The 13,878-nt window shown below is 65.9% G+C and carries 16 protein-coding genes; 10 read left to right on the top strand and 6 right to left on the bottom strand.

Going from position 1 to position 13,878, the window contains the following annotated elements; genetic code table 11:
• The first annotated feature begins 58 nt into the window (after positions 1-58).
• Both RYM47_RS01190 and RYM47_RS01185 read left to right on the top strand, forming a co-directional pair.
• A complete protein-coding gene (locus RYM47_RS01190) occupies positions 59-934 on the top strand; it encodes an ankyrin repeat domain-containing protein (protein WP_315385514.1) in 876 nt (291 codons plus the stop codon).
• 152 nt (positions 935-1,086) lie between these two features.
• Positions 1,087-1,584, top strand: coding sequence for a hypothetical protein (locus tag RYM47_RS01185; protein ID WP_315385513.1), 498 nt, complete (start codon positions 1,087-1,089; stop codon positions 1,582-1,584).
• Positions 1,585-1,636: 52 nt separating this feature from the next.
• Here the strand turns inward: RYM47_RS01185 and yegS are convergent, their stop codons facing one another.
• The 4 genes from yegS to RYM47_RS01165 form a co-directional block, all read right to left on the bottom strand.
• Positions 1,637-2,590, bottom strand: a complete 954-nt coding sequence (gene yegS / locus RYM47_RS01180) for a lipid kinase YegS (RefSeq protein WP_315385512.1) — start codon at positions 2,588-2,590, stop codon at positions 1,637-1,639.
• A 181-nt stretch (positions 2,591-2,771) separates the two neighbouring features.
• Positions 2,772-3,260 carry a GNAT family N-acetyltransferase gene (locus RYM47_RS01175; protein ID WP_315385510.1) on the bottom strand — a complete coding sequence of 163 codons (489 nt, stop codon included), beginning with the start codon at positions 3,258-3,260 and terminating at the stop codon, positions 2,772-2,774.
• Positions 3,260-3,937: a ribulose-phosphate 3-epimerase gene (gene rpe, locus RYM47_RS01170; RefSeq protein ID WP_315385508.1), complete on the bottom strand. Its 678-nt coding sequence runs from the start codon at positions 3,935-3,937 to the stop codon at positions 3,260-3,262. The genes RYM47_RS01175 and rpe overlap by 1 nt, the downstream gene beginning before the upstream one ends.
• 40 nt (positions 3,938-3,977) lie before the next feature.
• Positions 3,978-4,307, bottom strand: coding sequence for a DnaJ domain-containing protein (locus RYM47_RS01165; protein ID WP_070207432.1), 330 nt, complete (start codon positions 4,305-4,307; stop codon positions 3,978-3,980).
• 143 nt (positions 4,308-4,450) lie between these two features.
• On the opposite strand from RYM47_RS01165, the gene RYM47_RS01160 reads away from it, so the two are divergent.
• From RYM47_RS01160 to RYM47_RS01125, 8 genes are all read left to right on the top strand, one after another.
• Positions 4,451-5,377, top strand: coding sequence for a phosphoribosylaminoimidazolesuccinocarboxamide synthase (locus tag RYM47_RS01160; protein ID WP_008266180.1), 927 nt, complete (start codon positions 4,451-4,453; stop codon positions 5,375-5,377).
• A 135-nt stretch (positions 5,378-5,512) separates the two neighbouring features.
• Positions 5,513-5,998, top strand: coding sequence for an Mpo1-like protein (locus RYM47_RS01155; RefSeq protein WP_021202665.1), 486 nt, complete (start codon positions 5,513-5,515; stop codon positions 5,996-5,998).
• A 333-nt stretch (positions 5,999-6,331) separates the two neighbouring features.
• On the top strand, positions 6,332-9,160 hold the full coding sequence (locus tag RYM47_RS01150; RefSeq protein ID WP_315385501.1) for a monovalent cation/H+ antiporter subunit A: 2,829 nt from the start codon (positions 6,332-6,334) through the stop codon (positions 9,158-9,160).
• Positions 9,160-9,552: a Na+/H+ antiporter subunit C gene (locus RYM47_RS01145; protein ID WP_315385499.1), complete on the top strand. Its 393-nt coding sequence runs from the start codon at positions 9,160-9,162 to the stop codon at positions 9,550-9,552. Before RYM47_RS01150 ends, RYM47_RS01145 begins: the two co-directional genes overlap by 1 nt.
• Positions 9,549-11,084: a monovalent cation/H+ antiporter subunit D gene (locus tag RYM47_RS01140; protein WP_315385498.1), complete on the top strand. Its 1,536-nt coding sequence runs from the start codon at positions 9,549-9,551 to the stop codon at positions 11,082-11,084. Before RYM47_RS01145 ends, RYM47_RS01140 begins: the two co-directional genes overlap by 4 nt.
• A complete protein-coding gene (locus RYM47_RS01135; protein ID WP_315385497.1) occupies positions 11,081-11,584 on the top strand; it encodes a Na+/H+ antiporter subunit E in 504 nt (167 codons plus the stop codon). The genes RYM47_RS01140 and RYM47_RS01135 overlap by 4 nt, the downstream gene beginning before the upstream one ends.
• Entirely contained in the window at positions 11,581-11,865 is a 285-nt protein-coding gene (locus tag RYM47_RS01130; protein WP_070207425.1) for a K+/H+ antiporter subunit F, read from the top strand. The genes RYM47_RS01135 and RYM47_RS01130 overlap by 4 nt, the downstream gene beginning before the upstream one ends.
• Entirely contained in the window at positions 11,862-12,242 is a 381-nt protein-coding gene (locus RYM47_RS01125) for a Na+/H+ antiporter subunit G (protein WP_315385494.1), read from the top strand. The genes RYM47_RS01130 and RYM47_RS01125 overlap by 4 nt, the downstream gene beginning before the upstream one ends.
• A gap of 25 nt (positions 12,243-12,267) precedes the next feature.
• Here the strand turns inward: RYM47_RS01125 and RYM47_RS01120 are convergent, their stop codons facing one another.
• Together RYM47_RS01120 and RYM47_RS01115 are read right to left on the bottom strand one after the other, a co-directional pair.
• Positions 12,268-13,218: a sodium:calcium antiporter gene (locus RYM47_RS01120; protein WP_315385492.1), complete on the bottom strand. Its 951-nt coding sequence runs from the start codon at positions 13,216-13,218 to the stop codon at positions 12,268-12,270.
• 30 nt (positions 13,219-13,248) lie between these two features.
• Entirely contained in the window at positions 13,249-13,863 is a 615-nt protein-coding gene (locus RYM47_RS01115) for a hypothetical protein (RefSeq protein ID WP_315385491.1), read from the bottom strand.
• Positions 13,864-13,878: the final 15 nt, after the last annotated feature.

Genomic DNA, 13,878 nt, shown 5'->3' with positions numbered 1-13,878 from the left:
CTTATCGAATAGCAGAACACTTTGCTAATGTCACCCCTTCAGGGGCTTCAACATCAGGATGATCATGCGCGTCAGTCTTCACAACATGATGACAAAAGGCCTCATAAGTGCGGTTTGGCTCACACTTTTTCTGGTCAACGGATGCGCCGCCTCCTCTTCACAAGGAGCTGCGGATTACTTTGAAGGAAAAGCGCTACAGCTCGCCGTGGCAACCGAGCAGGGCGATCAGGAGGCGATCAGGCGACTGATCAAGGACGAGGGCGTTGATCCTGACAGGACCTTCGCGCACAGGGATGGCATCCCGCTCGTTGCCTGGCCACTGCGTGCAGGAAACCTGGATGGGTTGCGCGCACTGCTGGTCAACGGCGCAGATCCCAATGCCCGCGAAGTGAAGCAGATGAACGGCCGGGAGATCCGCTTCAACAACGCGATGGTCTATGCGGCCAAGATGGAAGATCCACGCTTCCTCGAGCTGCTGCTCGAGCATGGCGGCGATCCGAACACGCGGAATTCGGCCAACGAAACGTTGCTGCTCCAGGCATTCCTCAGCGGCAATCAATGGAAGAACATCCAGGCATTGATTGCGCACGGGGCAAACATCAACGCGTCCAATCTGAGCAAGGGCGATGACACAGTCCTGAGCTGGTACACCGGCCGGGGTGGCTTCGATTCTGCGTACTGGTTGCTTGAACATGGCGCCGATCCCACCCTTCCGTCGCGACCGCCGGCAGAGTCAAGCACCCCTTCGCGCCAGCTGATGGTTGAAGACATCTACTGGGAAATCACTACGCCCGACCTCCTGCCGTGGCAGAAGAAGTGTCAGGAATGGTTGGTTGCACGCGGCATTCCGCGTCCGCCGATGCCTGAACACATCCGCCGAAAGCGAGAGGCGTTCGGGTTCCCCAGCACGGAAGCGGAGATTCCATTGCTTTGAGCGCGCACACTACGTGCCGAGTCCTGCAGGCGATGGTTGCCGTCGTCGTCATGGGGAGCTTGGCTGGCTGCAAACCCTACCGATCATCCCCCGCAGGGCCATGCGGGGGGTTCTATTCCGAGCACGAAACCGAACGCAGGCACGACTTGTCGGTGAGTAAGGACGGCGATGACCTCGTGTTCCGCTACACCAATGTCAGCGCGGCAGAAGGCCGCAAGCCGGTTTGGGCCATGCTCGAATCCACTTCACTTTACCCTCTCCATCTTCATTATGAGCCCAAGGGTGTGACAGTGGGTTGCCTTGACCCATTCGGGGATTACGACCCACGGGATCAGTCGCATGCGGACGTCAAATGGGCTCTTCCGGCCGGTCATAGTGTGACCAAGCGATTCAGTCAGGCTCAGGTCTGGAAGGCCATACGGGAGGCGACCCCATCCGTGGTTCGCGAGGACGGAACACCGCTGCGTTTCATTTTCGATGGCTTTGCCTCAAACCTTTGCACAGTAGAAGGTCTCGAAACCGACAGGGACTCGCAACGATTGGTCTGCACACCAAGTACTCCCGAACAGCGGGCCAAGGAGAACCGGCAACGCAGATCGTGGTGGGATCGCATTGCCAATCGTGGAGAGAAGCAGATTTGGCGTTGGTAGCGGGCGGCAAGAATGTGCCGCGGATTTGACAGCAGCAGGGCAGAGCCCAGCTCTACCGGGGGGCAGCGTCTGCGCGTTGTTCGGCCAGCAGCGCGCTGTCCAGTGGAAGATGCATGCGCAGGCGCGATGCAACGCAGTCGATGCGGAAGCGGCGTGCTCTTACCGGCTCGCCGTCCAGGTTGAGTGTCATCGGTTCGTCGGCGTCAATCTCCACCCATCGCGCACGGGTGCGTTCGGCCACCTGCTCCAGCGCGCCCTGCTTGCCGCCGCGCACCAGCGCGGCAAGGGTGGAGGCGACTTCGCCGGTCAGCTCGGGAATCACGGTGACATCGAGCAGGCCATCGTCGACCCTCGCCTCCGGGCACAGTACCTGCCCACCGCCAGCCTGGCGGCCGTTGCCGATTCCCAGTGCGATGAAGCCACCTTCCCAGCTGAAGTCCTGCGTACGCAGCCGTGCGCGGATCGGCTCGATCCGGCCCAAGCGCGAGATGCCGGTAACGAGATAGGCCAGGCCACCCAGCACCTTCTTCAGTCCCTCGTCGGTTTCCACCGTCACCTCGGTGCCGAAGCCGCCACTGGCCACGTTTGCGCACCACCAGAGATCGCCCTCGGCGTCGATACGCAGCAGGTCGAGCGGCCGCGCCGGCTGGGCGAGGATCATCTGCAGGGCCTGCAGCGGCTCGTCAGGGATACCGGCGGCCGTGGCAAAGTCATTGGCGGTCCCCAGCGGGACCAGGCCCAGCGAGGGCAACGCGTCGGCCGGCTCTTCGCGGTGGGCCAGGGTTTCAGCCACCTCGCTCAGGGTACCGTCGCCCCCGGCCGCGATGATGGTATCCACCCCGTGCTCGATGGCCTCGGCAACATAGCGTTCGGCGTCGCCGTCCTCCCAGGTCACCCGGACCTCGAGGGTGACTCCCTGCCCGCGCAGCGCGTGCACGGCCTCGCGCACCTCCTGGTTGCCGGTCGACTTGCCATTGAGGATCAGACGCCAGCGGGGGCCACTCATGCTGCACTTCCACGGTAGGGGGAGGCGCAGGCTATCAGCCGCATGTTTCAGGGGCGGTGAACGTCATCAAACGGTCACTGATCGCCCGGAGAATGGAAGTCCATAGCAGGGACGATGGATGGAGGCAGGATCAGCCTCCCGCTATTCCCAGGGCCGCATTCGCAAGAGTGCGGTCTTTTTTTTACGACGCGAAGTTCTTCAACGCGTCGCCTTCGAGCCGATACACCGTCCACTCACTCTGCGGCTTCGCGCCCGCTGCTTCGTAGAATTTGATGGCCGGTTCGTTCCAGTCCAGCACCGACCATTCGAACCGGCCGCAGCCTTCGGCAACGGCGATGCGGGCGATGTGCTGCAGCAGGGCCTTGCCGGCGCCGCTTCCCCGTTGGGCCGGGCTGACGTACAGGTCTTCCAGGTAGATGCCGTTGCGACCCAGCCAGGTGGAATAGTTGTAGAAGTACACCGCGTAGCCGATGGCGTTGCCGTCGACTTCGCACACCAGCGCACGGGCTTTGGCGCCTTCGCCGAACAGGCTGGCGACGATGCCGGCCTCGTCGGTCTGCACCGACGATTCGGCCTTCTCATAGATCGCCAGTTCGCGGATGAAGCGCAGGATCAGCGCGGCATCGGCGGCAACGGCGTTGCGGATCTGAAGATAGGCCGCGCCCATCATCAACCCCGCGCCTTGGCCACGTTGTGACGCATCTGGTCGATCACGTCCTTGTAGCTGACCGGCGCGTTGAAGATCGCCGAGCCGGCCACGAAGGCATCGGCGCCGGCGGCGGCGATCGCGCCGATGTTGTCGGCCTTGACCCCACCGTCGATCTCCAGTCGCACGTCGCGGCCGCTGGCATCGATTTTCTGGCGGACCACGCGCAGCTTGTCCAGCGCCGAGGGAATGAAGGCCTGGCCCCCGAAGCCCGGGTTGACCGACATCAGCAGCACCAGGTCCAGGTCGTCCAGCACCCAGTCCAGGATGTCGACCGGGGTGCCCGGGTTGAGCACCAGCCCCGGCTTGCAGCCCAGCGAGCGGATCAACTGGATGGTGCGGTGCACGTGGCGGCTGGCTTCGGGGTGGAAGCTGATGTAGGTGGCGCCGGCCTCGGCAAAGTCCGGAATGATGCGGTCCACCGGCTCCACCATCAGGTGCACGTCGATCGGCGCGGTCACGCCGTGCCTGCGCAGCGCCTGGCAGACCATCGGGCCGATGGTCAGGTTCGGCACGTAATGGTTGTCCATCACGTCGAAGTGCACCCAGTCGGCGCCGGCGGCGAGCACGTTGTCCACTTCCTCGCCCAGCCGGGCGAAGTTGGCGGACAGGATGGACGGGGCAATGATGCAGTTGGACATGGCCGGGGCCTTCAGGACGTAGAGAGGGGATGGCGCGCGCTCAGCGCTTGCGCAGGGTCTTGATGCGGTCGTAGGCGGCATTGAGCTGGCGCGACCGGCGTTCGGCCTGCTGGCGCAGCTCGGGGGCGGCGCCCACGACCTTGTCGGGGTGGTACTGCGACATCAATCGGCGGTAGGCCAGGTCGACCTCGGCATCGGTGGCCTCGGAGGTCAGCCCCAGCTCCCGGTACGGGTTCTCCCTGTTCAGGCGGAACCAGTCGGAGTCGAAGGCATGCCCGATGAGCAGGCCGACCACGGCGCCAAACAGCGGATTGGGCCTGAAAAGCAGGGCACCGGCGATGAATCCGAGCAGTTTTCCGTACCAGCGCATGGTCGTCGGGGCGGCCGTGGCAACAAGGGAGCCTCATTTTACGTCACAGCGGGCCCAACCCGCTTTACACTAGGCCGCCCGCTGTCCCTGCGGGCCCTCCGGGTGCCCTGGGCAGCTGTCTCGACGAAGCCTCAGGAGTGCCCGTGCCGACCACGTTGTTGCAATCCGATCTCCCCGGCCTGCCCTTGCGCCATCGCGGCAAGGTGCGTGATGTGTTCGATATCCCGCGCGAGCGGCTGCCCGCAGGGACCCCACCGGGCGACTACCTGCTGATGGTGGCCACCGATCGCCTGTCGGCGTTCGACGTGGTCCTGCCCGACCCGATTCCGGGCAAGGGCGAGATGCTCTGCCAGGTGTCCAACTTCTGGTTCGCCAAGACCGCGCACCTGATGCCCAACCACCTGACCGGCATCGACGTGGCCAGCGTGCTGCCCGAGGGCGTGGACCCGGCCCTGTATGCAAAGCGCGCGGTGGTCACCCGCAAGCTGAAGCCGGTGCCGGTGGAAGCGATCGCCCGCGGCTACCTGATCGGCAGCGGCTGGAAGGATTACCAGCGCACCGGCAAGGTCAGCGGCATCGACCTGCCCGACGGCCTGCGCCAGGCCGAGCAGCTGCCCGAGCCGATCTTTACCCCCTCGACCAAGGCCGCCGTCGGCGACCATGACGAGAACATCGATTTCGATGCGATGGTGAAGCAGGTCGGTGCGGACCTGGCCGAGCGCGTGCGCGATGCAACCCTGCGCATCTACAAGTTCGCCGCCGACTACGCCCGCGAGCGTGGCATCATCCTGGCCGATACCAAGTTCGAGTTCGGTACCGACGCCGATGGCCGCCTGTACATCATGGACGAGATGCTGACGCCGGATTCCTCGCGATACTGGCCGGCCGACGAGTACGAAGTGGGCACCAGCCCGCCGAGCTACGACAAGCAGTTCGTGCGCGATTACCTGGAGACGCTGGACTGGGGCAAGACCGCCCCGGGCCCGAGCATCCCGGCCGAGATCATCGAGCGCACCCGCGCCAAGTACGCCGAGGCGCTGCAGCGCCTGGCCGGGATCAGCGTCGACTGATCCGCCTGCGCCCCCGGCCCGCCGGGGGCGTTTCATTTTGGTGGTAGTGCCGGCCGCTGGCCGGCAACCTCGGCGAATCCGCAGCCAGACATGGCCTGGCTCTACTGTCGGCCCTGGCGGGAGTATGCTGGCCGCATGCAGACATCCACCGAGCTTGCGCGGCCGATCGACCGCTATTTCGCCAGCTACTCCGACGACCACCGCAATGTGATCAACCAGCGCATCCACGTGGTGGCGGTACCGGCGATCCTGTGGTCGGTGGTGGCCCTGCTGTGGTGCCTGCCGCCGCTGATCACCTGGTTCCAGTACGGCATCTGGTCGGCGTTCGCGATGTTCAGCGCGTGGTGTTTCTACAACAAGCTGTCGCGCCCGCTGGGCATCGGCATGCTCATCCAGTTCTTCGTGTTCGGCTGCCTGTGCCGCCTGCTGGAGGCCGAAATCGGCCTGCAGGCCCTGCGCTGGCTGGCGGTGGGCGTGTTCGTGGTGGCCTGGATCGCGCAGTTCATCGGCCACAAGTTCGAGGGCCGCAAGCCCAGCTTCCTGACCGACCTGACCTACCTGCTGATCGGCCCGGCCTGGGTGATGGCCAAGTTCTACCGCAAGCTCGACTGGCGCTATTGAACTGCGGCCGGCCGACGGCGACCATCGTTTCCTGAACGGGCAGATTCCGTCACCCGCACTCCACGACGGCCCTGCCAGCCTGCCCCGGTGACTCGCTCCCCACTTCCCGCCCGTCGACGGCAGCCCCTGTGCGACAGGGCCTGCGGTCTCCCTGCGTGGGCGTAGGGTGTCCTCCCAGGGCTAGCGGGGAAGAGATGCAGGAACGCGATGCTGCACCGCAGAAAAAATGAATCAGCGAACGTTACATGCAATTGATCGCTGTTCGATGGGTTTCGGCGACATTTCGCAGCCTGTTATCCTCCCTGACCTGCTCGTGAATCATGGATTCCCTGCATGCTCCCCAGCCTGCCCCTGCTGCTGGCCCTGCCGTTCCTGATGGCAGCGGCTGTTGCGGCCTTCCCCCGTAGTTCGCGCTCGACTGCTGCCTGGCTGGCGGCGCTGGCGCCGTTGGGCGGACTAGCCATCCTCGGCTGGCTGACCCCGTCCGTACTCGACGGCCAGGTGGTGCGGACGATGGTCCCTTGGCTGCCACAGATCGGCCTGGACTTCACCCTGCGCCTGGATGGGCTGGCCTGGATGTTCGCCGGGCTGGTGCTGGGCATCGGCGCGCTGGTGGTGCTGTATGCGCGCTACTACCTGAGCCAGCAGGACAACGCGCACCGCTTCTACTGCTACTTGCTGCTGTTCATGGGCGCCATGCTGGGCATGGTGCTGTCGGGCAACCTGCTGTTGCTGATGATCTTCTGGGAAATGACCAGCATCAGCTCGTTCCTGCTGATCGGCTTCTGGTCGCACCGCCAGGACGCCCGCGAAGGCGCGCGCATGGCGCTGGTGATCACCGGCGGCGGCGGCCTGGCCCTGCTCGGTGGCGTGCTGCTGATCGGCCGTATCGTCGGCAGCTTCGACCTGGACGTGGTACTGGCCGCCGGCGAGCAGATCCGCGCCAGCGCGCTGTACCCGTACGCGCTGTTCCTGGTGCTGGCCGGCATCTTCACCAAGAGCGCGCAGTTCCCGTTCCACTTCTGGCTGCCGCATGCCATGGCCGCGCCGACCCCGGTGTCGGCCTACCTGCATTCGGCCACGATGGTGAAGGCCGGCGTGTTCCTGCTGGCGCGCCTGCACCCGGCCCTGGCCGGCACCGATCTGTTCTTCTATACGGTCAGTGGCATAGGTGCAGTCACCCTGCTGATCGGTGCCTGGAACGCGATTTTCCAGCACGACCTGAAAGGCCTGCTGGCCTATTCGACGATCTCCCACCTGGGCCTGATCACCCTGCTGTTCGGCCTGTCCACGCCCATGGCGGTGGTGGCCGGTGTGTTCCACATCCTCAACCACGCCACCTTCAAGGCCTCGCTGTTCATGGCCGCGGGCATCATCGACCACGAAACCGGCACCCGCGACATGCGAAAGCTGGGTGGCCTGCGCAGGCTGATGCCCTTCACCAGCGCGCTGGCGATCATCGCCTCGCTGGCGATGGCGGGCATTCCGCTGCTCAACGGCTTCCTGTCCAAGGAAATGCTGTTTGCCGAAGCGATCACCGCGCAGGGCCCGGAGCCGATGCGCATCGCCGTCTCCATCGCCGCACTGCTGGCCGGCGTGCTCGGCGTGGCCTACAGCCTGCGCTTCGTGCACGACACCTTCTTCGGCAAGGGCCCGCACGACCTGGACCGCGTGCCACATGAGCCGCCGCGCTTCATGAAGGTGCCGGTGGAGATCCTGGTGGTGATCTGCGTCGCGGTCGGCATCGCCCCGGCCATCACCGTTGCACCGGTGCTGCACGCGGCGGCTTCGTCCATCCTTGGCCCGGCCATGCCGCAGTACAGCCTGTCGATCTGGCATGGCTTCAACATGCCGCTGATGATGAGCATCGGCGGGGTGCTGGGCGGCATTGCGCTGTATTTCGGCCTGCGTCGCCTGATCAACCTGCATGCGGTCATCACCCGCGCCACCGGCCGCAACCTGTTCCACAAGCAGCTGGACGTGGTGTTCGGCTTTGCCCACTGGCTGACCCACACGCTGGCCAACGGCAGCCTGCAGCGCATGCTGATGGCGCTGGTGGTGGTCTCCATCGTGGTCGCCGCCGCGCCGTTCGTGGCCAACCCCGTGTCGCCCAACTGGCCCTCGCCACAGCCACTGTCGCTGCTGGGCTGGGTGGTATGGTTGGTGATGATGGCCTGCGCGCTGGGCGCATTGTTCCTGTACCGGCAGCGCCTGCTGGCGGTGCTGGTCATGGGCGGCACCGGGCTGATGGTCTCGCTGACCTTCGTGTACCTGTCCGCCCCGGACCTGGCGCTCACCCAGCTGCTGGTGGAAATGGTCACCCTGGTGCTGATGCTGCTGGGCATGAACTACCTGCCGGCACAGTCGCCGCCGGAGAAGTCGCAGTGGCGCAAGCGCCGTGACGCGCTGATCGCGGTGGCCGGCGGCGCCGGCCTGGCCGCCATGGCCTACAGCGCCATGACCCTGCCGCCCAACACCATGGCCGGCGAAATGCTGGCGCGCGCCCTGCCCGAAGCGTACGGCGAGAACGTGGTCAACGTGATCCTGGTCGACTTCCGCGGGTTCGATACCTTCGGTGAGATCACCGTATTCGGCATCGCCGCGCTGGTCGTGCACGCCATGCTGCGGCGTTCGCGCATGGCGCCGGAGCAGATCATGCCGGGGCCGCCGATCCAGCTGCCGGTGCCGGCCGACCTGGCCCAGGTGATGTTCCCGCTGACCCTTACCGTGTCCATCTTCCTGTTCCTGCGCGGCCACAACGCGCCCGGCGGCGGCTTCATCGCCGGCCTGGTGCTGGCGGTGCCACTGCTGATCCAGTACGTCATCCAGGGCACCGCATCGGTGGAGTCGCGCTTCGGCTTCGACTACATCCGCTGCATCGGCGCGGGCCTGTTGATCGCCATCGTCAGTGGCAGTGCGTCGATGCTGTTCGGCGTGCCGTTCCTGACCAGCGGTCACATCGACCTGGAACTGCCCCTGGTCGGCACCGTACCGCTGGCCAGCGCGATCGGGTTCGACACCGGCGTGTACCTGGTGGTGTTCGGCGGCGCGATGCTGATCCTGTCGATGATGGGCACGGTGAAGCCCTCGCGCACCCGCGACTCGCGCAAGGGCGAGATCGATCCCAACCGCCGTTCGGCACGCACCGGGGAGACTCACTGATGGAACTGGCCCTGGCAAGTGCGATTGGCGTCCTGGGTGCGATCGGCATCTACCTGCTGCTGCGTGCGCGCAGCTTCGATGTGATCCTCGGCATGACCTTCCTGTCCTACGCCACCAACCTGCTGATCTTTGCCGGTGGCCGCGTGGTGCTGGGCAAGGCGCCGGTGCTGCAGGAAGGTGTGGACAGCCATCTCGGCAACTACACCGACCCGTTGCCGCAGGCGCTGGTGCTGACCGCGATCGTGATCGCCTTCGCGATGACTGCCGTGAGCATCGTGCTGGCCATGCGCAGCCGCAGCGACAACCACAGCGACCACGTGGACGCCCACGAACCGGATGACGACCTGCAGGATGAGCGCGTGCCGCCGCGCCAGGACGAGGACCGCGCATGAATCATCTGGTGATCCTGCCTATCCTGATTCCGCTGCTGGGTGCTGCACTGTCGCTGTTCGTCGAACACCGCCGCTATGGCCCCAGAGTGCAGCGCGCGGTGGCCTGGACCGCGCTGTCGGCGCTGGCGCTGGCGGTGGGCCTGCTGTTTGCCAGCACGGCCAGCGGTGACATCAACGTCTACCTGCTCGGCGACTGGCCATCGCGGCTGGGCATCGCGCTGGTGGCCGACCGGCTGTCGGCGTGGATGCTGCTGACCACCCTGCTGCTGGCCATTCCCTGCCTGCTGCATGCCTGCTCGGGCTGGGACCGCCGCGCACCGCACTTCCATGCACTGTTCCAGTTCCAGCTGGTGGGCCTCAACGGTGCGTTCCTGACCGGCGACATCTTCAACCTGTTCGTGTTCTTCGAGGTGATGCTGATCGCCTCCTACGGCCTGCTGCTCAGCGGTGGCCGCGGCCTGCGCATGCGCATCGGCCTGCACTACGTGGTGTTCAACGTCACCGCCTCGACCCTGTTCCTGATCGCGCTGGGCCTGCTGTATGCCTCACTGGGATCGCTCAACATGGCCGAGCTGTCACAGCGCGTGGCCGAAGTACCGGCCAGCCACCTGACCCTGACCAAGGCCACGATGGGCCTGCTGCTGCTCGTGTTCTGCAGCAAGGCGGCGCTGATGCCGCTGTACCTGTGGCTGCCGGAAGCCTATGCGCGCGCCCCGGCTGCGGTGGCGGCGCTGTTTGCGATCATGACCAAGGTCGGCCTGTACGCGATGCTGCGGGTCAGCAGCCTGTGGTTCGGTGAGGACGCCGGCGCCATGGCGGGCTACGGAAGCGACTGGCTGTTCTGGGCCGGCGTGGCCACGCTGCTGCTCGGTGGGCTGGGCGTACTGGCCGCCGCCCGCCTGCGCGTGCTGATTTCCTACCTGGTGGTGGTGTCGGCGGCGACGCTGTTCATCGCCTTCTCGGTCCGCACCCCCGAGGTCCTTTCGGCCGGGTTGTATTACCTGCCGCACAGCACCTTTGTCGCCGCCGCGCTGTTCCTGATTGCCGACCTGATCCGCCGCCGCCGTGGCGGTGCCAGCGACCGCAAGGAGATCATTGCGCCAATGCCGGGCAAGGAAACGCCCGCGGTGCTGTTCCTGATCGGTGCGGTGTCCGTGGCCGGCCTGCCGCCACTGTCGGGGTTCCTGGCCAAGGCTGCGCTGCTGGCCGGCATGCCGGCGCAGTACACCGCCGTGGTCTGGGCCGCCGTGCTCGGCAGCAGCCTGATGGTGATCGTGGGCATCACCCGCGGCGGCATCCGCCTGTTCTGGCGCGTGCCGGTGCTGGAAGAGGGCGTGCCGCCGCCGCGCAAGGCCCCCACCCGCACCGTTGAATTGTTCGCGGCCGCGTTGCTGCTCTGCTATGGCATCGGCATGAGCGTGTTCGCCAACCCGCTGATGCAGTACACCGATGCCATGGCCGCCCAGCTGCTCAACCCGCAGGAGTACGTGGGTGAACTGCGCGCGACCACGCCGGAGATCCGCAACCCATGAGCCGACGCCCGCTGTTCCGCCGCGTTTTCCCTTCGCCATCGCTGAGCGTGATGGTGACGGCGTTCTGGGTGCTGATGTCCGACAGCTTCACACTGGGCCCGATCCTGCTGGGCATGGTGCTGGGCGTGGTGGTGCCGTTGTTCGCCGCCCGGCTGGACCGTGAGTTCGCCCGCATCGGCTCATTGCGGCCGCTGCCCAAGCTGGTCTGCGTGACGCTGTGGGACATCCTGGTCTCCAACATCCGCGTGGCGATCCAGGTGCTGGGACCCGAGCGCCGCATCCACCCCGGCTTCATCTGGCTGCCGCTGGACATCGCCAACATCCACGGGATTGCCGCGTTGACCAGCATGATCACCCTGACCCCGGGCACGGTGTCGGCCGCGCTCTCCGACGATCGCCGCTATCTGCTGGTGCATGTGCTGCACCTTGAAGATCCAGACGCGCTGATCAAGGAGATCAAGCGCCGTTACGAAGCCCCGCTGATGGAGATTTTCCCATGACCGGTTTCACCTTCATCCAGACCACCATGGCGGTGTGCATGCACATCGTCGGACTTGCCATGCTGATGGCCACCTGGCGCCTGCTGCGCGGCCCGACCGTTCCCGACCGGATCCTGGCGCTGGACACCATGTCGGTCACCGCCATCGCCGAACTGATGCTGTTTGGCATGTACCTCAACTCGGCGGTGTATTTCGAAGCCGCATTGCTGATTGCGATGCTCGGCTTTGGCAGCACCGTGGTGCTGAGCAAGTTCGTGCTGCGCCGGGACATCGTCGAATGATCACCGCGATCCAGATCGGCCTGTCGATCCTGCTGCTGTTCGGCTGCTTCTTCATCCTGGTCGGCGCACTGGGCCTGGTGAAGCTGTCCACCTTCTTCAAGCGCCTGCACGCGCCGACCAAGGCCAGCACGCTGGGCGTGGGCTGCGTGCTGGTGTGCTCGGTCTGCTACCACATCTTCCTGGGCCAGGACCCGCAGCCGCGCGAGCTGCTGATCACCGTGTTCCTGTTCATCACCGCGCCGATCAGCGCGCACATGATGGCCAAGGCGGCGCTGTCGTTGATGATGGAAAAGCGTCCGAGTTTGCCGGGAAATGAGACGGCGGAAGAGGAGCAGTTGCCGCCACCGCGTCCGGAAGCAGAAGAAGACAAGTCGTAACGTTTTACCGGACCATGCGCCGCGATCAAGCCAGCAGCGCCAACTCCAGAATCACCCAGCCCACAAACGCCACCAGCAGAATCCCGCCTTCCTTCCGGCTGACCACCAGGTCACCGCGCAGCATCGGGTACAGCACCAGCACGAACGCGATCGCCGCCGGCAACTCCAGCTTCACGAACGATTCGGGCAGCGCCAGCGGGCGCAGGGCGGCCATGCCGCCTACCACCACCAGCAGGTTGAACAGGCTCGAGCCGATAACGTGGCCCAGCACCATGTCGCCCTGGCCACGGCGTGCCGCTACCATCGCCGCGGCCACTTCCGGCAGCGCGGTACCGATGGCGACCGGCAGCAGGCCGACCAGTAACGGCGACCAGCCCAGGCTGGCGCCCATCACCGGTGCCGCACCGACGATCCAGCGCGCGCCGTAGTACAGACACACGGCCGCGAAGACCACCCGGATCAGGTTGAGCCCCAGGCCGGTCCGGGTCATCGCGTAACCGGCCAGCGCCTCCCGGACCCCTTCCGATTCCCGCTTGGCCGCACGCAGCACGAAGGCGAGCAGCGCGACGAAGCCCAGCAACAGCACCGCGCCTTCCCAGCGCGCGATCACCCCGTCCAGGCCGAACACGATCAGCGCCAGGCTGGCCACGGCCAGCAGGATCAGCAGCGGCGACAGCAGGCGTGCCCGTACCAGCAGCGGGGCGGCCAGCGCCGCCATGGCCAGGGTCAGGCCCACGTTGACGATGTTGCTGCCCACCGCGTTGCCCAGCGCCAGGTCCTCGGCGCCGACCACGAACGCACGTGCGTTGACCACCAGTTCCGGCAGCGAGGTGCCGAAGGTGACCAGCAGCAGACCCGCCACGAAGGGCGAGGCGCCGAAGCGCTGGGCGAGCCCGGAGGCGGCCTTGACGATGGAGTCGCCACCCAATGCAAGCAGCAGCAGGCCCAGCAGGAACCAAGCGGTAGCAGCAATCATCGGTGGATCCCCAGGTGTCGTGGCCCGATTCTAGGAACAGCCTTCGACGTAGTCCACCTGCGGGGTCTGCCCGACCCGCCAGGCGGTGACCTTGCCGTCGCCATCGATCTCGAAGTTGATCAGCGCCCCACCCTCGGCAAGCGGACGCACCCGCAGGTTGTGGCCACGTTCGTCGTACTTGTGCGGGGTGAGGTCGCCACGCTCCGGGTACAGCGTCTGCAGCTGGCCCAGCGACATGCCGACCTTGCCACCGCCGGGCGCGGCGATCCGGTCGTTGCGCACGTCGTAACGGACCAGCCGGTTGCCTTCGATCATCAGGATCACGTCATCGGCCTGGCTGCCCTGCGGCCGCAGGGCGTGGCAGTAGTCGTCGGGGACCTCGCCCTGCAAAGGCTCTTTCCAGGCGCTGCGAACGTCCTCCAGGGTCGAACCGAGGGTCAGCGGACCGTAGCCGTCAAGGCGGGCCGGGCCTTGGCTGGCCGTCTGCGTGGCCGGAGCAACGGGGGCGGTGTCCGCAGATGGTGCGGCCGCAGCCGGCTCGGCCACCGCCGCCTCGGCGTCGGTCGACGGGGTCTCCGGAGCGCGATCGCAGGCACTCAACGTCAATGCGATACCCAGCGCCAAAACGCCTCCCAGCTGTTTCATCTGCACGTCCTCCTG

It is taken from the genome of uncultured Stenotrophomonas sp., assembly GCF_963519125.1.
Classification (GTDB): domain Bacteria; phylum Pseudomonadota; class Gammaproteobacteria; order Xanthomonadales; family Xanthomonadaceae; genus Stenotrophomonas.
Note: the sequence above shows the minus strand (reverse complement) of the source record. Positions and strands in the feature narration are given on the sequence as shown.